Raw genomic sequence first — 20578 nt, 5'->3', positions numbered from 1 at the left:
ATTACTATGAAAATTCTTTATAAAATAATATTGATTCTCTCCTTTCCACTTTTTCAATCACTCTGCCAGGGTTCTGCTGGTGATATGGCTAAATATGAATACAGATATCTCATCGATATGCCAACAGCCGGTGTTCTGGAAAGAGGAGTTGTCGGAGTTACTACAGAAATTTTACCTTATGGCGTTCTGATTGCATCAATTGAAGCCGGAGTTTTCGAAAATGTCAGCATCGGAATCTCTTATGGTGGTGATAATCTTATTGGTTCAGGAAAGGTTGATTGGTATAACTGGCCAGGTGTGAGCATTCGTGGTCGGATTATTAATGAAGCAACATTTTTCCCTGCGATAACAATTGGTTTCGACTCACAGGGTAAAGGAATATATGAGGAAGACACGGACAGATTTGCGATTAAGTCACCAGGTTTTTTTGGAGCCGTAAGTAAAAATTTTGATTTTCTTGGTTATATGAGTTTTCATGGTGTTGTTAACTATTCTTTGGAAGGAAATGATGGAGATAATTTTATAGATTTGAGAGCAGGTTTAGAAAAAACGCTCGGTTCAAGTTTTTCTTTGTTAGTTGAATATGATTTTGCTTTTAATGATAACAATACTGACTTTGGTAGTGGTAAAGGTTATCTTAATGCCGGACTTAGATGGTCCATTGGTACCGGATTCACAGCAGGTTTTGATTTAAGAGACTTGTTGAGTAATAAACCTGATAGCAAAAATGCTGCGGATAGATCATTCAAAATTGAATACATCAAAAGTATCTTTTAAAAAGTTAAGCACCTCTACTTAACTGTACTATAACATATACACGCTCGTTTAATAATAAGTACGATATTCATCTCAAAAGATTGAAAAACTGTTTTTTTCGAACTCAATTTAACTCTTTACGAAGGCTCGATAATTGTTTAAATTATTATAGAATAATTAACGAGGGTCAAAATGAAAACGAAAAAAATATTTTTAAGTCTGCTTATAATCGGAATTTTTTCATCCTTCTCCGGATGTTATACACAAGTTGCTACATCCGATTCTTCCGATCTTTATGAAGACGAAGCCATTTCAGAAAATGAAAATTATTATTCTGAAGATGACAGTGAAATAGATTCAAATTATTACTCTGAATCAGATTCTGAAATGACTGAGGATGGAAGTACAATTATTAACAATTACTATTATGATTATCCCTTCCCGTACCGCAGCTATTACGTTGATTATTTTCCAACAATAAGTATTGGAATTGGATTTAGCTGGGGATGGGGTTATTGGGGTTATTATCCATATTATACTTACTGGCCTTACTATGCTGGATGGTGTGGTTACGGCTGGTATTATCCATCACCATATTATTACTGTTATTCCCCGAGCTACTATTATTATGATCCGTACTACTATAATTACTACGGATATGGCGGATACCTATCTTATAATGGATATAAAACCAGAACAGAGTATTTATCTGGAGTTAGAAATAACTCTGGTGGAAGAAATTATGGTATGTCCACAAGAGATCCACTTGTAACTATGAGAGATCGTTCTATTAGTAGTTCAAGAGACGAAATTATAAGAGGAAAAGATATTACTTTAAGTAGTGATAATATAAATGATCGTACTTTGGGAATCGAAAAGAAATCAAGAGATTTTACAAAAGAATTGGTAGGAATAAATAATATCGAACGAAATAGAGATAATACAAAAGAAGTAATTTCAAGAGATAATAAACAGCTTGGAATGGATAGAGAGTTAACCACTAAGAAATCTCTTGGCATAGAAAAACGAAATGATCTTTCAAAAGAAATATTAACCGGAAATACGCGGAACACATCCGAAAAAATAAATAAGAATAATCGTATCGGTAACGAAACTAAAAAGTTATTCAACACAGGAAACAATAAAACCTATGAAAGAAAAAGTTCGGACAAAAATTATAACAAACAGCCGAATGTAATCAAGAATAATAACCAGACTCCAAAGAAAGATTATACTCCAAGAACAAATACTTCAAGAGATAATAAGACAACTAATCCACCGAAGCAGTATACTCCACCGAAACAGAATACTAATCCTCCAAGAAGTTATACTCCACCAAGTGGAAACAATACACCTAGGTCTTATTCTCCGCCGAGTGGAAATAATACTCCAAGATCTTATTCACCACCAAGTGGGAACAGCGGTTCAAATAATTCTGGTTCCAGAGGCAGGAGATAGATAAAATGAAAACTGTTGTCTTATTATTTTTTATCGGATTAGTGTTCGTTGGTCTCACAGGATGTTATACTGTTCCAAGACACTATACACAGCAAGAAGTAATCATTTATTACATTCCTGTTGAACCACCATATTCACCGGATCCGATTATTGATTATCCACCTCCTCCACCCAGTCCACCTGTTTATTATCCACCATCAGGTGACACAAATCCTCAAAGAGACAGGCTGCCTGAAAAACCAAAAGATAGTTATGGACAGAGAGAACCTTTGCAAGGTGGAAGTAACCGAGGAGATGGTACTATAAATACAGTTCCACCAGTAAGAACTCCTGTGCAAAAGGACAGAAATTCACAATGAATAAAAAAAGTATTGCGTTTTTACTTATAGTTTTAATTACTCAATTTAGTTGGTCGCAGAATTATAATGATGCTTTGCTTTTAAGTGAACCAGGAGTTTACCTGGGTGCCAAACCTCTTTCGTTGGGTAACAGTTTCACATCTTTGAGTAATGATTTTTCCGGCGTACTTTTTAATCCTGCTGGTCTTGGTCTGATAAAAAAATCCGAACTCTCAGTTGCAATGAATTTAAACTCGCTAAGTAATCAGGCTACTTTTCTAAATTCTGCAACCGGAATAAATAAATCATCTGTCTCGTTTAATCAGTTTGGTCTTGTTTATCCGGTTCCAACAACAAAAGGAAGCTGGGTATTTGCCCTCGGATACAATAACACTAAAGATTTCAACAGTACACTTGAATTCTCAGGATTCAATTCAGCAAATAATTCAATGATTCAGACTTTAACCGGAGAATACAACGATCAGGTTCCAATTACAAATGAAGTAAAATTGGCTTATGAAGTCAGAGATCCATTAACTAATAATTATCTTTATGATACTACCTTCATCAGTGGACTTCTCAATCAGTCAGAAAGATTAAAAAGAGAAGGCAATATTGGTAAATGGTCATTCGCAAGCTCAATGGAATTTGCCAAAGGATTTTTTCTGGGTGGAACTTTTAATATCCTTTCAGGAAGTTATACAAGCAACAGAGATTATTGGGAAGATGATGCTCAAAATATTTATACATCAGACCTTCAACTTGTTCCCGGCGATAATACAACCAGAGATTTCCAGTCTTTCTATTTCAATGATATAGTTGATTGGGATCTTTCAGGCTGGGATGCTCAGCTTGGACTGCTTTATAACTGGAAAGATTTTTTCAGATTCGGCGCGTCAGTTAAGTTTCCAAGTTATTACACTGTAAAGGAAACGTATTATGTAAATGCAAAAAGTAAATTCGGAACCGGATACGAATATTCGATGGAGACACCAATAAATGATCCAATCGAGTATGAAGTAAAAACTCCTTTTGAATATGCTGTGGGTGCTTCAACAAGTTTTCTACTCTTTACTTTCTCCGGTGATGTTAAAGTTATTGACTATACTCAGATGGAATTCACAAAAGGATTTGACTCTAATTACAGAATAGAAAGAGAGAAAGAAATTGATGAGTTGTTTCGAGCAACTATTAATTACTACGCAGGCGGTGAAATTAAACTTCCATTCTTACCGATTTATGGACGTGCTGGTGTAATGTATTTACAATCACCTTATATTGATGATCCTGCTGACTTCGACAAAAAATATATCACTCTCGGTGGAGGAATTATATTCGAAGATGTTTTTAAAATCGAGGCAGCTTACTCATACGGCTGGTGGACAGCTTTCAGTGATAACTATGGCACAAATGTTTCAAGAACATACCAGGATATAACTGTTGAAAATGTAATTGTAACCCTTTCAGCAAGTTTCTGATCAGACAAACGACACTTTTATTATGGGAAGGAGTTATTCGCCTTCCCTTTCTTTTTTCTTCACATTCAGGTTTATGACTTATTTGATATGAACATCTGAACATCATATTTTTTGTACTCATATTTTAAAGCTTGAGTAAGTAATAAAAGGCACAGTAACTAAAATAGAGAGCAAACAATATTATCTGATACCCGAAGGTCAGGATCAGGAAATACTATGTTCACTCAAAGGTAAATTCAAAAAGGATTACGAATTTAAAAAAGACAAACTTTTTTTTACAGATTTCATTGCTGTGGGCGATACCGTTCAATTCGATTTTAATAAGGATGGAAGCGGAGTAATAAGTAAAATTGAGAAGCGGATAAATTACATTTCAAGAAAACTTCCCAAAGTTCGCGGAGCCAGTTACAGAGGTGAACGTCTTGAACAGGTTGTTGCCGCAAATATTGATAATGTTGTTGTCGTTACAAGCATTCATCGCCCTGATTTTAATAATCGTGTACTTGACAGATTTTTGGTTGCTGCTGAGAGTTCAAAATTAAATCTGATTATTGTTCTCAACAAAATTGACCTCGATGAATCAGGCAATGCTGAAAAATGGAAGAATCTTTATGAGAGTATCGGTTATAAATTTTTGCTTACAAGTGTCGAGTCTGGTTTCGGAATTCAAAAACTAATAGATGAATTATTCGATGCGAAGAATTTATTTTGGGGACATTCAGGAGTTGGTAAATCTTCATTGCTTAATCAAATGTTCCCGAATTTAAAATTCAGAACTGGTGAAGTTAGCCATTCCACTTCAAAAGGAACTCACACTACTGTAACTACTGTGATGCGAAAAGTTAATCCCGGTACTTTTATCATTGACACACCCGGTTTAAGAGAAGTTGATCCTTATGGAATCAGAAAATCAGATCTGGGACATTACTTTATTGAATTCAGTAAATATATAAATGAGTGTAAATTTAGCACCTGTACACACCATCATGAACCTGGTTGTTCAGTGATTAAAGCAGTTGAAGCAAATTTAATTTCAGTTGAAAGATATGACAGTTATTTAAGACTTCTTGACACAATTGAGGATGATATAAATTTTTAGATGAATCTTAATTTTGAAAAAATCCAGAAAGATTTTGCTGATTTTACACATACGCTAAATAATGTCCGGGGACGGAAACTGATAAGCTTTTTCTTTAAGCTTGAATATTTTAATCCATTATTATTAGTGGGAAAAATAAATCAAAATTTTGATGACGTTTTCATTTTCACCAGCCCTAATAACAAAAGAACATTTATTGGTATTAATTCCGCAGTTGAACTTATAAATGAATATGCTGAAAATTTTTCTGATGCATTAAATCAGTATGCTTACTGGAAAAATAACTCCATGAGCAACGAGGACGAAATTTCACGACCAATTGACACGGCTATTTGCTGTTGGGCTAAATTTGATCCGTCAAAAACACATTTCATCTGGAAAGATTTTAATTCGTTAAGAATATATATTCCTGAACTTATTTTTTCTATACACCAAAATGATGTGAATGTGTATTTCAATTTTTGCTGTGAGAATGAAATTAATCTTAACAGCAAGATTAATGATCTCACAAATTATTTAATGGTTTTATTCAGCGAAAAATCACGGACGCCTGATTCATCCAAAAAAGCAATCTCAGTTGATATTGAACAGAACAAGATTCAATTAAAAAGTTGGAATGATAATGTAATAAAAGCACTGGAAGCACTAAAGAATGAACCGTTACAGAAAATAGTACTTTCGAGAGCACACAACTTTTTTTTGAATGCCGAGATAAACTGGGATGAACTTTTACAAAAACTGTACGGAAGGTTCCCCGATTGCTATTTATTCTTTCTCAAAAAAAATAGTTCAATCTTTTTTGGTTCTTCACCTGAAATGTTCTTAAAAGTTAAAGATCGAACAGCAGAAGTCGAATCAGTTGCAGGTTCTGCACCGAGAGGTGAAAAAACAGAATCGGATTATGAGATGGAAAAATTTTTAAGGTCGAGTGAAAAAAATCATCAGGAACACTTGTTAGTGAGTGATTTTATCTCTGATATCCTTATCAAATATTCTAATGACGTTCGCATCATTGAAGAAAAACAAATCCGGAAACTCGATAACATTCAGCATTTAATAACTAAGATTTCTGCTGTGCTAAATTCTAAAGAAAATTTATTTGAACTGATTGATTCACTATTCCCAACACCGGCAGTATGCGGAGTTCCAAAAGATTATTCTATGAATCTGATAAGAGAATTGGAGAATCATGACCGTGGATTATATTCCGGATTGGTTGGTGTTCTGGATTTTTACGGAAATTGTGAACTCGCTGTTTCAATTCGATCTGCACTTGTGAAAGGAAACCAGGTAATTGCATTTGCTGGCGCCGGCTTATTAAAAAATTCCATTCCCGAAGAAGAATTACTCGAAACCGAATTAAAGCTTAACCCTATATTGTCGTTGTTCGAAAATGAAAGTAAAAGTTAATAGAAATATCATTTGGTCAAAAGTTTTTTTTGATCAGCTTGTATCAATTGGAGTGAAGTATGCTTGTATCTCACCGGGATCAAGAAGCACATCGCTTACTTACGTGCTATCAAAAAACAAAAAGATAAAATCATTTGTTCATATTGATGAGAGAAGCTCGGCTTTTTTTGCTCTTGGTCTGGCAAAAGCAAGTGGGAAACCAGTTATTGTTGTTACAACTTCCGGAACTGCTGTTGCTGAATTATATCCTGCAATTATTGAAGCATATCAGCAAAGAGCTCCATTAATTATCTGTACAGCGGATCGTCCGCCTGAGTTGATTGGTTCCGGGGCAAATCAAACGATTAATCAGTATAATCTGTTTGCAAATCATATAAGATGGTTCAGAGATTTAGGTTTGCCTGCAATTAGTGAAATCGGTTTAAATCATTTGCAAAAAATTGCATTCGAAGCTTATCAAGTTAGTTTGATCGAAGACAAAGGTCCGGTACATCTGAATTTTCCATTTAGAAAACCGCTCGAACCTGAATCATATACTGATGTAGTGAACAAGAAGATACTCAGCATCAAACCGATTAATTTTTTATCAAAGAAAACTCACTCATCAAATCATAATTTCAACAGCAGATTAATAAATAAGATATCGGATGACTTAATCAAATTTGAAAATGGGTTGATTATTGTTGGTCCGATGGAATATAATCGTAAAGCATTGGATGGGATAAAAAAATTATCCGGATTGTTAAACTATCCGGTTATTGCGGACGGATTGTCCCAGTTACGATTCAGCGTTAAGAAAAATGAAAAGAATATTATAGCAAATTTTAATTCATTACTGAAATCAGAGAATTTCAAGCAAGCTTTTGAACCCGAAATAATATTGCAATTCGGAAGAACTCCGACTTCTGCTGTAATTGAAGAATTTATTGCTGAAACAAATGCTGATAGATATTTAGTGAATTCTTTTGGCGATAGGTTTGATCCAGCAGGAAATGCAAAAGCAATATTATCTGTTGAACCTGAAGTATTTTGTGAAATGATTACTGAGAAATTAAAACATAAAAAAATATTTCGACGGAGTTCAAATTATATTAAAAGTTTTATTAAAGCCGATACTATTTGTGAAAAAATTAAACATGGTTTTATTAATCAGTCAGGATTTCCGAATGAAGCAGCTTTAATTTCACTTATCACACACGCACTTCCTTCGGGCTCCAACTTGTTCATAGGCAACAGTCTTCCGGTAAGAGATCTTGATAATTTTGTGAGTAAAAATTCAAAAAAAATTACTTTTCATTTTAACAGAGGTGCCAGCGGAATTGATGGGATAACTTCAACAGCACTCGGAGTTGCATCATTGAAAACTTCAACAATTCTGATAACAGGAGATTTATCATTCCTGCACGATCTTTCTGCATTGATTACAATGAATAAATATGACATCAAATTTGTAATAATTGTAATAAATAACGATGGTGGTGGTATATTTGCATCGCTTCCGATTGCAAATAAAGTTAAAGGCTTCAAAGAATATTTTCTGACCCCTCACAATATGGATTTAAAGGAAATCACAAATTCGTTTGGTATTGATTATCAATTAATAACCAACCCGAAAAAATTTAATAAAGCTTTAAGTGAAATGACAATTAAAAATTTGCCACTGGTTCTCGAAATTAAAACAGATGCACAAAAAGCTGTCATTCAGCGAGAAAAATATTTTAGCGAAGTAAAGAAAAAATTAAATAAAGAATTTTCAAAATGATAATTACCTTTGAAAACATAAAACTTAATGTTGAGAATTTATCAGAGTTTGACTCAACAAAAAAAACAGTTTTCTTCCTTCATGGATTCACAGGTTCTTGTGAGGATTGGAATGATATAGCACAAAAAATTGATAAGCGATTTAATAAAATTGCTCCTGACTTACCCGGTCATGGAAAAAGCAGTTCTCCTTCTTCATTGAATTATTATCTGACCAATTCGCTTATAAATCAGATTGAGTTTCTCTTGGATAAACTTAATTTAAATGATATTGTTCTTTGCGGATATTCGATGGGTGGAAGACTTGCATTGCAATTTGCAGCTAAAAATCCATCCTCAGTTAAAGGTCTTATTCTTGAAAGTGCCACTGCCGGAATTAAAAATGAAAAAGAAAGAAATACAAGAATTAGAAATGATGAAGAAAAAGCTGCTTTCTTAGAAAACAATTCTATTGAGGATTTTTTAACTATGTGGATGGATCAGGAATTATTTGGAACACTCAGAAGATTTTCAAATGAACGAATAAAAAATCTGAAAGAAGAAAGAGCAAAAAGATCAAAAACTGGTTTAGCAAATTCGCTCAGAGGTTTTGGAACCGGTGTGATGCCGTACATCGGTCAGGAATTAGCTAAAATTAATTGTCCGGTTTTATTGATTTCCGGAGGACTGGATGAAAAGTTCACGAATATCAATAAAAATATTAAAAAATTATTTCCGGTCGCTAAACATAAAATTATTACTACTGCGGGACACAATACTCATCTCGAAGAGCCAAAAAAATTCATCGAAGCGGTTAATGGATTTTTAAGCAAGTTCTAACTGAACGTCTTTTTCAATATTTTAGTCTCGCTAACCTAAAAGTAAATGAGGATTGCCATGAAACATAATTGGAAAAAAGTTAAAACCGATTTCGGTGTTTATAAAGACATCATCTATGAAAAAATCGAAGATCCGGCTGGACAGATAGATGGGATTGCCAGAATTACAATCAACCGCCCCGAGGTAAGAAATGCTTTTCGACCTGAAACTGTCATTGAAATGTATGATGCATTTTCTGATTCAAGAGAGGATCAAACTATTGGTGTAATACTCTTAACCGGTGCTGGTCCCGCAAAAGATGGAAAGTACGCATTCTGTTCAGGCGGCGATCAACGAATACGCGGTGATAAAGGATATGTTGGCAAAGATGGCGTTCCGAGGTTGAATGTTTTAGATCTCCAAAAATTAATCAGAAGTATTCCTAAAGTTGTTATTGCACTTGTTGCCGGTTATGCAATCGGCGGCGGTCACGTACTTCATGTAATGTGTGATTTAACTATTGCTGCCGATAATGCTGTCTTCGGACAAACAGGACCAAAAGTTGGAAGTTTTGATGGAGGGTTTGGCTCAAGTTTTCTTGCAAGTATAGTCGGACAAAAGAAAGCAAGAGAAATATGGTATCTCTGCCGACAATATAATGCGAATGAAGCTTTAAAGATGGGTTTAGTGAATGCTGTGGTTCCATTAAAAAAGCTTGAGGCAGAAGGAATCAGATGGGCTAAAGAAATTCTGCAGCACAGTCCAATGGCAATCAGAGTTTTAAAATCCGGATTCAATGCATCTCTTGATGGTCAGGCAGGTATTCAGGAATTGGCTGGTAATGCAACTCTTTTATACTATATGAGTGAAGAAGCTCAGGAAGGAAAGAAAGCTTATCTTGAAAAACGGAAACCTGATTTTAAAAAATTTCCTAAACTTCCTTAATAGAACGCAGGTGACGCAGATCAAACTGATTAACGCTGATTTTAAATCTGAGTAGATCTGCTTAATCAGCGAGATCAGCGTTCTATTGTTCAAATTACTATATGAATGACATCTTAAAAAATAATGTCTCTAAATTTAAAAGCTGGCTGCTTGCCAGCAGACCAAAAACTTTGCTGGCAGCAGTTGTACCTGTAATGGTTGGTTCTGCGCTTGCAATCTCAATGAAAAAGTTTTTTCTTTCTTACTCTATAGTTGCTCTGCTCTGCTCAATTCTGATTCAGGTTGGAACGAACTTCACAAATGATCTTTACGACTATTTAAAAGGATCTGATACAGTAAAACGAAAAGGTCCACGGCGGGTTCTTGCTTCCGGATTGATAACAGTCAAAGCAATGAAAATTGCTATCGTACTTGTGTTTGGTCTGACATTCATTCTTGGATTATATCTTGTTTATTCAACCGGATTATTAATTCTCTGGGTTGGTATCTTTTCAATTTTAGCCGGAATAATTTACACTGCGGGTCCTTTCCCTCTGGCATACAATGGACTTGGCGATATTTTCGTATTTATATTTTTTGGTATAGTTGGTACGATGGGGACTTTTTATCTCCACACTCAGGAAATTTCTTATCTGGCATTTTTAGTTTCAATTCCGGTTGGTGCGTTAATCACGAATATTCTGGTAGTCAATAATTTCCGTGATATTGAAGAAGATCGGGAAGCAAACAAAAAAACTTTAGCTGTAATTTTGGGCAGAGAGTTTTCCCGATGGCAGTTTATATTCCTGATTATAATCTCTTATCTAACATCAATCATTTTATTTTTGCATTTTAATTTCAGTCATTGGATATTTCTTCCCTTTATTACACTACCTTTAACTTTCGTTTTAATTAAAATGCTGAATACATTTAAAGGTGAGGAACTAAATAAAACACTCGAGCTTTCTGCTAAATTTGCCGGACTTTTTGGTCTTCTGTTTTCACTTGGTTTGATTCTTTAACTTACAATGAAGAATCTCAATCCCGAAAAATTTCTGCTGCTCAAACAATCAACCAATTCTAAAGCAATAATATCTTCATCAGTTACTTACACGTTTGATGAATTGAAACAAATAGTATTAAACAGAGCATCAAGTTTGAAATCACAAAATATTTGCTCCGGAGAAAATGTTGCAATCGTTAGTAAGAACAATATTTATTATGTGATTGATACTTTAGCGCTTTGGCAAATCTCTGCGGTACCTGTCCTCATCAATACCAGGCTCAATGAATCAGAGATTGATGAACAATTAAAACTTGCAGATTGTAAATCAATAATCGTTCAGGAGGAATTCAAAGAATTATTTAATGGCAGAGACAAAAAATTTATCAACAATCACCTGAGCGAAGCTGGACAAAATTTTATCGGAAGAGATGAACTAAAATTGAGTGATTCTGCAGTTATTATTTTTAGTTCCGGTTCAACAAATAAATCAAAGGGAATAATTCTCTCATTTAACAGCCTTTACAATAGTGCTCTTAACAGCAATAAATTATTGCGATATACTCAAAGTGATCGATGGCTTGCAAGTCTTCCGTTTTACCATATTGGAGGTTTTTCAACTATTACAAGATCACTGATATTCGGAATTCCATTAATTATTCCTGATTCACTTTCTATTGATCATTTAATTAATTCAATAAATAATTATCAGCCAACTTTTCTTTCTCTTGTTTCTGCCCAGCTAAAAAAAGTAGTTGACGAAAGAATGACACCAAATCAGGAAATGAAAAATTGTCTCATAGGCGGTGGATTTTCCGATTCAGAGTTGATTCGAAACGCTTACGAACTCGGATGGCCAATAAATGTGGTTTATGGTGCTACCGAAACTTCTTCATTTGTCTCTGCTCTTTTAAAGGATGAATTTTTAATGAAATCTAATTCTGTTGGCAGAGCAATTCCGACTAATAGAATCGTTGTTGTTGATCAGAATGGTATCGAATTAAAACCATTTGAGATTGGAGAAGTTGCAGTTCAATCAAATGCTTTAATGTCAGGTTATCTTAACGAAGATGAAAGTAAACAAACATTTAGAAACGGATTTTACCTCACAGGAGATATCGGATATCTTGATGAAGATGATTATTTATTCATTGAAGGAAGAAAGAACTTTTTGATTTCAACGGGAGGAGAAAATGTAAATCCGGCGGAAGTTGAAAAAGTATTACTACAACATCCGCAAATTACTGAAGCAGCAGTGTTCCCGTTAAAAGATCAGCAGTGGGGGGAGATTATTGCAGCAGCCATTGTAACAAAAGATAAATCGCCTGAAATTTCTTCCGATGAGTTTCAGATATTCTTACAGGATAAAATATCATCATTCAAAATTCCAAAAATATTTTTCTTTACAGATCGGATCCCCAAAACAGAACTTGGTAAAACAGAAAAAGATAAATTGATTAACCGTTACAGATTAACGTCTCTCTGATGTGCTTCAAGACCATCAGCAATTTCAGCGTAAATCGGTATCTTCAGCCATCTTTTTTTATCAACAAAAACGTGAACCGTTCTTGCCTTCGCTGAAAGTTCACCTGAATCATTGATCCATTCATACGTCAATTCAAATGAGTTTTCTTTACGATGCGTAACGGTAAGATTTATTGAAATAGTATCTCCCGATTTTAGTGGTTTGAAGTATGCACCGTCAGTTTTAATGATTGGCACTACGAACTCATCGTTAACCCAATAATTCTTTTTTAAATTAAAGCTGTTTATCATCTCTTCATACACAGAATGACTGATTTCAAAAAGCTTTGCATAAAATAAAATACCTGCGGGGTCGCATTCGTAAAAATTTATTTTTCTTTTTATTGTAAACATAACAGATGATTTATTTCGTTTGGTTATTTGTATTTTTGATTAACATTGCACGTCTGCTATCGTATCAAAAAATTAATTTTATTATATTGAAATATACGGTTCGAAAGGAATATTTTCTATATTGCAGATCAAGATCATATATAGTAAATGGTCCATTAATTATTTTTTAACTTAATTAATCATCAGAATTTAAGCATGGCTTCAAAGCAAAAAATTCAGGTAAAAACACTTTCATCGGCGATGAAATACTTTTATCTTGTTTCCGGATTTCTGCTTGTAACAATCGGAGTTATTGGAATATTTCTTCCGGTTCTTCCGACAACAATTTTTCTGATTCTTGCTTCTGCATGCTTCATAAAGAGTTCTCCTCAAGCGAATGAATGGTTGCGGAATCATAAAGTTTTAGGAATGTATATTAAGAATTATCAAGATGGTACCGGGTTAACAATTAAATCGAAGATTATCAACATTTCATTATTGTGGTTAATGATATCTGTTTCAGCATTTTTATTCACTGAATTATGGTATATACGTTTACTCCTGTTTTTAATCGCGGTTGGTGTAACAATTCATCTGGTACTTGTAAAAACCAGGAAGAATTAAATTAGTTTAATATCATCCAAAAAAGGAAACTTCTCTCTCACTTCGTTAACATAATTTTTATCTAACTCAACTTGAATCACTTTTTCTTCATTCTCAACTGAAACTATTTCTTTTCCCATCGGATCAAATACACTGCTGAAACCCGGATAACTCAATTTCGGATCGTTCCCAACTCTGTTGACACCTGCAACGTAACATTGATTCTCAATCGCTCTTGCTTTTAACAATGATCGCCAATGATCAATTCTGGTATCAGGCCAGTTTGCAATATTAGTTATCAGGTGAACTTTTTTCTTTCCGTATTTTCTAAAAAGTTCTGGGAAGCGTAAATCATAACAGATGGTTAAACCTATTTTCCATTTTCTAATTTTTGTGTAGGCTGGTTTTACACCAGCATTATAGTGTTTATTTTCTTCTGAATATGAGAACGGATGAATTTTTCGATATAATTTTGTGAGATTTCCATCCTGTTTAATATGAATAAGCGTGTTATATAATCTCTTATCTCTTCTTTCGATTATTCCCGCAAAAATATTGGTTGACTTTTCGATTGCAATCTTTGAAAAAAATCTGAATGAGTCGGCTTGAATTGTCTCTGACATCTGCTCCGACATCATGGTAAAGCCTGTGAGAGTCATTTCAGGAAAGATAAAAAGCTCAACTCCGTTAATTCCTTTTAATAAAGAAAGGATTTTTTTTCTATTCGCCTCTTTGTCTTCCCAGACAGGATTGTATTGGACTAATGCTAATTTCATATCGATAGTTAACAATATTTATTATCTTACGCACCGTTAAAATAATAAATTATCTCCGATAGAAATTGAACAAATTATCAAACAAAATTCCAGTTGCCATACTTGGAGCAACAGGCAGTGTTGGTCAAAAATTTATTGAACTTTTAGCTGACCATCCATGGTTCGAAATAGCTGAACTTTGTGCTTCGGATAAATCTGCAGGAAAACAATATAAAGCTGCCGTTGACTGGTTTTTATCTTCTGCCCTGCCCGAAAAAGTTGGAAACATTGTCGTTCAAAAATGTGAACCGGTGTTAAAGTCAAAAATTGTTTTTTCAGGATTGGATTCATCAGTTGCTGGCATAATCGAAACAGATTTTGCTCAGGCAGGATACAAAGTAATTTCAAACTCCAAAAATCATAGAATGGATAATGATGTTCCTCTTCTGATTCCTGAAGTAAATCCTGAACATCTCGGATTAATCAAAATTCAAAAATTTGGTAAAGGTTGCATTGTAACAAATCCAAATTGCTCCGTTATCGGACTTACTATTGCACTGAAACCACTTCTCGATAGTTTTGGATTAGATGCAGTTAGCGTAGTAACTATGCAGGCAATTTCGGGCGCCGGACATCCTAGAGTAGTTAACCTTGATATCGAAGATAATGTGATTCCATTTATCAGTGGAGAAGAATCGAAGGTTGAATCTGAACCTCTGAAAATATTGGGAACTTTAAATAGTCAGGAAATAGTATTTAATAATTTTATAATTAGTGCGCAGTGCAACCGCGTTAATGTTACAGACGGACATACTGAGTGTGTTCAGGTGAAACTTAAAAATAAAGCGACTACTGAGGAAATAATTAAAGTCTGGAAAGAATTTAAAGCTGAACCTCAGCGATTGAATCTTCCGCTTGCTCCAAACCAGCCGATTTACTACAGTAATGATCAGACTTTTCCTCAACCAAAACATCAACGGAATTTGGATAAAGGTATGGCTGTGTCAATTGGAAGATTGCGTGAAGACAAAATATTTGATTACAGTTTTGTGATACTCTCTCATAATACTGTAAGAGGTGCAGCCGGCGGGGCAATTCTTTGTGCAGAACTAATGAAGGCAAAAGGAATTATTTAGTTGGGAATTGGTTGATTGATAAGAAAATAATCCCTGAATATCTGCTGAAGCGTATTGACAATTAGGTATAAGAAATACTTATATGGCATAATATTTAATCGTTGGATAAAAGTGTTTTCAAACATTAAAACTTTTGTAATATCATTATTCCTTTTAAATGGGTGTGCTAAAATTGATATTACTTCTCAAATAAATGACTTTCAAAATAGGTTAGTATCATCTTCTGCTTTCAAGGCAATTAACTTAGGGATTGAATTAACTGAAAGTAAGAGAAGGTTTTTTATGGAGGGAGATAATCATTACTTTGAGATTTTAGATAGTTTAGATATAAATAAAGAAAAAGATAGTCTTTACTACTATGAGTATCTCTCAAAATATTATGACAATATAAAAGTTACTCTTCAAAATACAGTGATAACCTTAAAAGCAAATGAAAAAGAACTTCAAGCTTTTGTCGAATATGTTAAAAATGATTCTATTCCGAGAGTTAAGTTTGATGGAGCAGAAATACTGTTCGAGAAAGATATACTAGAATATGTTTTAGAGACAGATTACGAAATTTCAATCGAAGGAAATCTTAAAGACAATAAAGATATAGAAACAATATTAAAGGAAAATCAATTTTATATTATTCACAGTGTTAATAACAAAATTATATCCGCAAAATTAGTATATAAATAAAAATGCCATATTACCAGCAACTCAACCCGACTGCTTTTTTCGCATTTGGCAATTGTGCTGATCTAATGAAAGCAAAAGGAATTATTTAGTTGAGAATTCGGAAAAAGTAATAGTTAGGCAATTCTGGAGATACAAAAATATGAGTCATTCAAAATGCGTTATTTTGTGTTTTTTATTTGTGTCATTAATAAGTTTAAGTGGTTGCATTGGCACTTCAATGATAGGAAGTAAAAGTGAAATTATTGATCAGAATTATGTTTTCAATTTGAAATATGTTGATATTTTACCTTTAATTATTAAAACAGAAAATAATAATATTAATGTACCAGAAGCTGATACAATTAATAGCCACTTTAAGAAAGAACTGAATTCAAGAAATTTATTCCAAATAGTCAATCGTTCAGAATTAAATGAGGATTTAAAAAATAGATTTTTTTCTCAAGGCGCTTTTTTACTTGGAGAAATTACTTACTTCAATGGTTCATTTGGAGAAATAAATGCAAAATTAGTATTAAAGTTTGTTGAACCTTCCGATGAAAAAGTTATATTTTTTGCCTCTCACGATACTTATTTAGGTAATTCATATTTTCTTCCACCAAATATCAAAGAAGTTACAGAAGATGCTATTAAAGGTGTGTTAGATGAGCTACAAAATAAACTTAAAAAATAAATTTATTTGTCTAACAAGTGCCTCAAGTTGACTATTTTTTCGCATTTGGCAATTGTGCTGATCTAATGAAAGCAAAAGGAATTATTTAAGGTAGTTACAAGACTATATAAGTAAGATTTGTTATTTTAATAACAGTTTTAAACAATTTTATGATTATATGAAAACAAATCACCAAATAATTATTGGCGATTCAAGAAAAATGCAAGAGTTGGAGAATGAATCAATTCATCAAATTATCACATCTCCCCCATATTGGCAATTGAAAGACTATGGATCTGAAAACCAAGTCGGATATAATGATAGCTACGAAAATTATATTAACAACTTAAATCTAGTATGGGATGAATCGTTTCGTGTATTACATAAAGGTTGTCGACTTTGTGTGAATATTGGCGATCAGTTTGCTCGAGCCATTTACTATGGAAGATACAAAGTGATTCCAATTCGAACGGAAATTATCAAGTTTTGTGAGATACGAGGTTTTGACTATATGGGTGCAATTATTTGGCAAAAAGTTACCACTTCCAATACAACAGGCGGTGCAACTATAATGGGTTCTTTTCCTTACCCAAGAAATGGAATTCTGAAAATTGATTATGAATTTATTCTTTTATTTAAAAAACCCGGTAATTCTCCAAAGCCAAATAATGACTTTAAAAAAAGATCAGCAATGACTATTGAGGAATGGAACACATATTTTCAAGGTCATTGGAATTTTCCTGGAGTTCGACAAGATAATCATTTAGCAATGTTTCCTGAAGAATTACCAAAAAGATTAATAAAAATGTTTTCATTTGTAGGTGATAATATTCTAGACCCATTCCTTGGTAGCGGTACAACAACTCTTGCAGCAAAAAATCTTGATAGAAATTCGGTTGGTTACGAAATTAATTCAGAATTTGTACCATTAATCAAAGAAAAATTATCTATAAATCACAAAGATATTTTTGATGAAAATGCATACGACTTCATTACACAAAAAAAACAAAAAATTAATTTTGTTAAGGAATTAGAAAATCTTCCATATAAGTATATTGATCCACATAATTTTAACAAGAAAGTTGATCCAAAAAAATTTCAATTTGGATCTAAGTTGGATAAGAATGGAAGCAAAAGAGAAGAATATTTTTCTATAAAAGAAGTTTTAAGTCCTGAATTAGTTAAGCTGGATAACGATTTAACTATAAGATTGATTGGTGTTAAAGAAAAGACAGAAATCAATGGCAAGGCAAAAGAGTACTTGATTTCAAAAACGAAAGGTCAAAAAGTATTTTTAAAATTTGATGAACAAAAGTATGACGAAAAGAATCAATTACTCTGTTATCTCTACCTACAGAATAAAACTTTTATAAACGCTCATCTCATTAAAGAAAAACTCGTAACGGTTGACACATCGATTAATTTCAAATACAAAACTAAATTTCTCCATTTAGTTACAAACCAGAATGGCTAAAGAATGGATTTTAAATAGTGTGATGAATCGCTTTCAATTAAATTTTAAAAGAAATGTAGGACCAACCTCTGAATCCATCCGTAAATGCTCACCTAAAACTATTGATGATTGGGAAAAATACTATTTTAAGAATGTAAAAAGTAAAGAGCATATTGCTGAGTTAGGCAAGAAACTTTACACTAAAATATCGGAAGTTGTCCAGGCTGAACTTGAAGATATAACAGAGCAAGACTGTATTGATTATATGATTAATCTTGTAATCAATAGAACTTTCGATGGTTACATGACTGAAATAGAAACAATCTATGGCCAACTTGAGAAAATATTGGAAATAAAAATTGAACCAGCTCCTGACGACTGGGATAGATTATTCAATGTTGACTTTTTTATTAAAATAAATGAAAAATATATTGGACTTCAAATTAAACCAGTTAATGAAGGGATTCAGTTGCCAGAAATTTTCAAAGAACGAGCAATCCAAGAAGAAACCCATCTAAAATTTACGGATGTTTTTGGCGGTAAAGTATTTTATATATTCTCCACTAAGATTAATGGGATGAAAGATATTGTTAATAAAGAAATTATTGATGAAATCAAAAATGAAGTTGAGAGATTAAAAAAATTATAGGAAAAAAAATCCATTTCACATTCCACCTCTCGGAATACATCAACGGAATTTGGATAAAGGTATGGCTGTGTCAATTGGAAGATTGCGTGAAGACAAAATATTTGATTACAGTTTTGTGATACTCTCTCATAATATTGTAAGAGGTGCAGCAGGTGGTGCAATTCTTTGTGCAGAATTAATGAAAGCTAAGGATATTTTGTAGATGGACAAGTTAATTGAATATAACTTTCAAAAGTGCTTAACATAATTTTTATTAATCAATTATGCACTCATCTGGAAATTTTAAAAACAAATCTGTTCTAACTGACTCCGGAGTATCAGGACGGACCGATTCAAATCCGATGTTCGGTTTCGAAATTTTTGATTCGCTACCTGATATGTATTTTCTTCTTGATATTCGTGGCGAGATACTAAGAATGAACGCAAAGGCTGACGAATACATAAAATCATCTATTAAACCGAAGCCAACAAATTTTCTTGACTTAATTGATATTTTCAATCGTGAAAGTGTTAATAACGTTTTCTTCCAAAGTATAAGTTTTGGTAAAGTCGGTGAAATTGAGACTAAAATAATAAATGGAGATAAAGACATTGATGTTCAAATCTCATTTACCTATTACAAGTTTTCTACAGAAATACAAACAAGAGAATTAGTTTTTGCTATTGTTAAAGATATCACCAAAGATAAAGTAAAGGATATAGAACTGCAGCGATTCTTCAATATTGTAGAAAGCAGTTTAAACCCGATCCTGATTACAGATTTAAATGGTAAAATGATTTATGTGAATCCGGCGTTCATCAAAACGAGTGGTTATTCAAAGCAAGAATTGCTCGGAAGAAATCCAAGAATTTTTGGAAGCGGTAAATTACCAAAAAAATTCTGGGATAAAATGTGGCAAACTATTTCCGGCGGCAAGGTTTGGTTTGGTGAAGTTGAAGATAAGAAGAAAAATGGCGAACCATTCTTCACACAACTACTTATATCACCTATCTTCGACAAAGATCAAAATGTTACCGGCTATTTCGGAATTCACCGCGACTTGAGTGAAAAAAGAACACTCGAAAAACAATTAATTCACACTCAAAAAATGGAAAGCATCGGTACCTTAGCTGCCGGAGTTGCTCACGAAGTTGGTAATCCATTAGCATCCATTTCAGCATTAGTTCAGGTTGCAGAAAGAAATACCGAAGATGTGTTCATAAAAGAAAAATTAGCACTCGTTAAAAATCAGGTAACACGTATTTCAAAAATAATTAAAGACTTAGTTGATTTTTCACGTCCTTCAAATTTTGAACTTCAGAGAGTAAATATTAATGATTGTTTGAAGGAAGCTGTTGAAATTACCAGAGTTGGTACAAAAGCCAAAAATGTAATTTTCGATGTTAAATTAAGCCGAGAATTACCTACTCTCCCGCTTGTTGCTGATCAACTTGAGCAGGTTTTCGTAAATATTGTATTGAATGCAATTGATGCAATTAATGAAAGCAAAAACGATAAACAAGAAAAAAGAATAAGCATCGAATCTGCGTTGGTTGATGATGAAGCGGTTATTACATTTATTGATTCAGGTAGCGGGATTAAAGAAGAAAATCTAAATAAAATCTTTGAACCATTTTTTACAACAAAGACGCAGGGAAAAGGTACAGGTCTTGGATTGTGGGTTAGTTATGGAATTATTAAAAGTTTTCAAGGTAATATTGAAGTTGACAGCAAACCAGAGATTGGGACTAAGTTTACAATTAAGCTTCCTATAGGAAATTAAAACGAGG

20 protein-coding genes and 1 pseudogene are annotated in these 20578 nt (G+C 33.3%); 19 read left to right on the top strand and 2 right to left on the bottom strand.

The window, feature by feature from the left end; translation table 11 throughout:
• Nucleotides 1-6: 6 nt before the first annotated feature.
• From HND39_12500 to menE, 11 genes are all read left to right on the top strand, one after another.
• On the top strand, nt 7-777 hold the full coding sequence (locus HND39_12500; protein ID QKJ97034.1) for a hypothetical protein: 771 nt from the start codon (nt 7-9) through the stop codon (nt 775-777).
• A 171-nt stretch (nt 778-948) separates the two neighbouring features.
• Nucleotides 949-2214, top strand: a complete 1266-nt coding sequence (locus tag HND39_12495) for a hypothetical protein (GenBank protein ID QKJ97033.1) — start codon at nt 949-951, stop codon at nt 2212-2214.
• 5 nt (nt 2215-2219) lie between these two features.
• A complete protein-coding gene (locus HND39_12490) occupies nt 2220-2573 on the top strand; it encodes a hypothetical protein (GenBank protein QKJ97032.1) in 354 nt (117 codons plus the stop codon).
• Nucleotides 2570-4030: a hypothetical protein gene (locus tag HND39_12485; GenBank protein QKJ97031.1), complete on the top strand. Its 1461-nt coding sequence runs from the start codon at nt 2570-2572 to the stop codon at nt 4028-4030. Before HND39_12490 ends, HND39_12485 begins: the two co-directional genes overlap by 4 nt.
• A 187-nt stretch (nt 4031-4217) precedes the next feature.
• On the top strand, nt 4218-5129 hold the full coding sequence (gene rsgA, locus HND39_12480) for a ribosome small subunit-dependent GTPase A (GenBank protein QKJ97996.1): 912 nt from the start codon (nt 4218-4220) through the stop codon (nt 5127-5129).
• Nucleotides 5130-6539: a chorismate-binding protein gene (locus HND39_12475; GenBank protein QKJ97030.1), complete on the top strand. Its 1410-nt coding sequence runs from the start codon at nt 5130-5132 to the stop codon at nt 6537-6539.
• Nucleotides 6523-8301, top strand: a complete 1779-nt coding sequence (gene menD, locus HND39_12470; protein ID QKJ97029.1) for a 2-succinyl-5-enolpyruvyl-6-hydroxy-3-cyclohexene-1-carboxylic-acid synthase — start codon at nt 6523-6525, stop codon at nt 8299-8301. The genes HND39_12475 and menD overlap by 17 nt, the downstream gene beginning before the upstream one ends.
• Nucleotides 8298-9119 (top strand): 2-succinyl-6-hydroxy-2,4-cyclohexadiene-1-carboxylate synthase, encoded by an 822-nt coding sequence (gene menH / locus HND39_12465; protein ID QKJ97028.1) that lies wholly within the window; start codon nt 8298-8300, stop codon nt 9117-9119. The genes menD and menH overlap by 4 nt, the downstream gene beginning before the upstream one ends.
• Nucleotides 9120-9176: 57 nt before the next feature.
• The gene (gene menB, locus HND39_12460; GenBank protein ID QKJ97027.1) at nt 9177-10043 is read left to right on the top strand and encodes a 1,4-dihydroxy-2-naphthoyl-CoA synthase; all 867 of its coding nucleotides are present in this window, start codon (nt 9177-9179) and stop codon (nt 10041-10043) included.
• 101 nt (nt 10044-10144) lie between these two features.
• Nucleotides 10145-11044, top strand: coding sequence for a 1,4-dihydroxy-2-naphthoate polyprenyltransferase (locus HND39_12455; protein QKJ97026.1), 900 nt, complete (start codon nt 10145-10147; stop codon nt 11042-11044).
• Between the two features lie 6 nt (nt 11045-11050).
• Entirely contained in the window at nt 11051-12511 is a 1461-nt protein-coding gene (gene menE / locus HND39_12450; GenBank protein ID QKJ97025.1) for an o-succinylbenzoate--CoA ligase, read from the top strand.
• Here menE and HND39_12445 read toward each other — a convergent pair.
• On the bottom strand, nt 12490-12903 hold the full coding sequence (locus tag HND39_12445; GenBank protein ID QKJ97024.1) for an acyl-CoA thioesterase: 414 nt from the start codon (nt 12901-12903) through the stop codon (nt 12490-12492). The two genes, menE and HND39_12445, sit on opposite strands and share 22 nt — an antisense overlap.
• A gap of 195 nt (nt 12904-13098) precedes the next feature.
• On the opposite strand from HND39_12445, the gene HND39_12440 reads away from it, so the two are divergent.
• Complete coding sequence (locus HND39_12440) at nt 13099-13506, top strand: YbaN family protein (GenBank protein QKJ97023.1); 408 nt, start codon at nt 13099-13101, stop codon at nt 13504-13506.
• On the opposite strand, the gene HND39_12435 is transcribed toward HND39_12440, so the two are convergent.
• Complete coding sequence (locus tag HND39_12435) at nt 13503-14276, bottom strand: hypothetical protein (GenBank protein QKJ97022.1); 774 nt, start codon at nt 14274-14276, stop codon at nt 13503-13505. The two genes, HND39_12440 and HND39_12435, sit on opposite strands and share 4 nt — an antisense overlap.
• 50 nt (nt 14277-14326) lie before the next feature.
• Here HND39_12435 and asd point away from each other — a divergent pair, with 50 nt between their 5' ends.
• The 7 genes and pseudogenes from asd to HND39_12400 all read left to right on the top strand — a co-directional run bounded on the left by asd (nt 14327) and on the right by HND39_12400 (nt 20571).
• Nucleotides 14327-15376, top strand: coding sequence for an aspartate-semialdehyde dehydrogenase (gene asd, locus HND39_12430; protein QKJ97021.1), 1050 nt, complete (start codon nt 14327-14329; stop codon nt 15374-15376).
• A gap of 111 nt (nt 15377-15487) precedes the next feature.
• Nucleotides 15488-16057, top strand: coding sequence for a hypothetical protein (locus tag HND39_12425; protein ID QKJ97020.1), 570 nt, complete (start codon nt 15488-15490; stop codon nt 16055-16057).
• A 139-nt stretch (nt 16058-16196) separates the two neighbouring features.
• The gene (locus HND39_12420) at nt 16197-16727 is read left to right on the top strand and encodes a hypothetical protein (protein ID QKJ97019.1); all 531 of its coding nucleotides are present in this window, start codon (nt 16197-16199) and stop codon (nt 16725-16727) included.
• 157 nt (nt 16728-16884) lie between these two features.
• A complete protein-coding gene (locus HND39_12415; GenBank protein QKJ97018.1) occupies nt 16885-18180 on the top strand; it encodes a site-specific DNA-methyltransferase in 1296 nt (431 codons plus the stop codon).
• The gene (locus tag HND39_12410; protein ID QKJ97017.1) at nt 18173-18808 is read left to right on the top strand and encodes an MjaI family restriction endonuclease; all 636 of its coding nucleotides are present in this window, start codon (nt 18173-18175) and stop codon (nt 18806-18808) included. Before HND39_12415 ends, HND39_12410 begins: the two co-directional genes overlap by 8 nt.
• A gap of 43 nt (nt 18809-18851) precedes the next feature.
• Nucleotides 18852-19010, top strand: a pseudogene (locus HND39_12405) (aspartate-semialdehyde dehydrogenase).
• Between the two features lie 61 nt (nt 19011-19071).
• Nucleotides 19072-20571: a PAS domain S-box protein gene (locus HND39_12400; protein QKJ97016.1), complete on the top strand. Its 1500-nt coding sequence runs from the start codon at nt 19072-19074 to the stop codon at nt 20569-20571.
• Nucleotides 20572-20578: the final 7 nt, after the last annotated feature.

This window comes from Ignavibacteriota bacterium (assembly GCA_013285405.1).
Classification (GTDB): domain Bacteria; phylum Bacteroidota; class Ignavibacteria; order Ignavibacteriales; family Ignavibacteriaceae; genus IGN2.
Note: the sequence above shows the minus strand (reverse complement) of the source record. Positions and strands in the feature narration are given on the sequence as shown.

What these genes read in the sequence shown, in the direction of transcription:
- HND39_12500 (QKJ97034.1), top strand. Translation starts at nt 7, where the DNA reads ATGAAAATTCTTTATAAAATAATATTGATTCTCTCCTTTCCACTTTTT.
- HND39_12495 (QKJ97033.1), top strand. Translation starts at nt 949, where the DNA reads ATGAAAACGAAAAAAATATTTTTAAGTCTGCTTATAATCGGAATTTTT.
- HND39_12490 (QKJ97032.1), top strand. Translation starts at nt 2,220, where the DNA reads ATGAAAACTGTTGTCTTATTATTTTTTATCGGATTAGTGTTCGTTGGT.
- HND39_12485 (QKJ97031.1), top strand. Translation starts at nt 2,570, where the DNA reads ATGAATAAAAAAAGTATTGCGTTTTTACTTATAGTTTTAATTACTCAA.
- HND39_12475 (QKJ97030.1), top strand. Translation starts at nt 5,130, where the DNA reads ATGAATCTTAATTTTGAAAAAATCCAGAAAGATTTTGCTGATTTTACA.
- menD (QKJ97029.1), top strand. Translation starts at nt 6,523, where the DNA reads ATGAAAGTAAAAGTTAATAGAAATATCATTTGGTCAAAAGTTTTTTTT.
- menH (QKJ97028.1), top strand. Translation starts at nt 8,298, where the DNA reads ATGATAATTACCTTTGAAAACATAAAACTTAATGTTGAGAATTTATCA.
- menB (QKJ97027.1), top strand. Translation starts at nt 9,177, where the DNA reads ATGAAACATAATTGGAAAAAAGTTAAAACCGATTTCGGTGTTTATAAA.
- HND39_12455 (QKJ97026.1), top strand. Translation starts at nt 10,145, where the DNA reads ATGAATGACATCTTAAAAAATAATGTCTCTAAATTTAAAAGCTGGCTG.
- menE (QKJ97025.1), top strand. Translation starts at nt 11,051, where the DNA reads ATGAAGAATCTCAATCCCGAAAAATTTCTGCTGCTCAAACAATCAACC.
- HND39_12445 (QKJ97024.1), bottom strand. Translation starts at nt 12,903, where the DNA reads ATGTTTACAATAAAAAGAAAAATAAATTTTTACGAATGCGACCCCGCA.
- HND39_12440 (QKJ97023.1), top strand. Translation starts at nt 13,099, where the DNA reads ATGGCTTCAAAGCAAAAAATTCAGGTAAAAACACTTTCATCGGCGATG.
- HND39_12420 (QKJ97019.1), top strand. Translation starts at nt 16,197, where the DNA reads ATGAGTCATTCAAAATGCGTTATTTTGTGTTTTTTATTTGTGTCATTA.
- HND39_12415 (QKJ97018.1), top strand. Translation starts at nt 16,885, where the DNA reads ATGAAAACAAATCACCAAATAATTATTGGCGATTCAAGAAAAATGCAA.
- HND39_12410 (QKJ97017.1), top strand. Translation starts at nt 18,173, where the DNA reads ATGGCTAAAGAATGGATTTTAAATAGTGTGATGAATCGCTTTCAATTA.
- HND39_12400 (QKJ97016.1), top strand. Translation starts at nt 19,072, where the DNA reads ATGCACTCATCTGGAAATTTTAAAAACAAATCTGTTCTAACTGACTCC.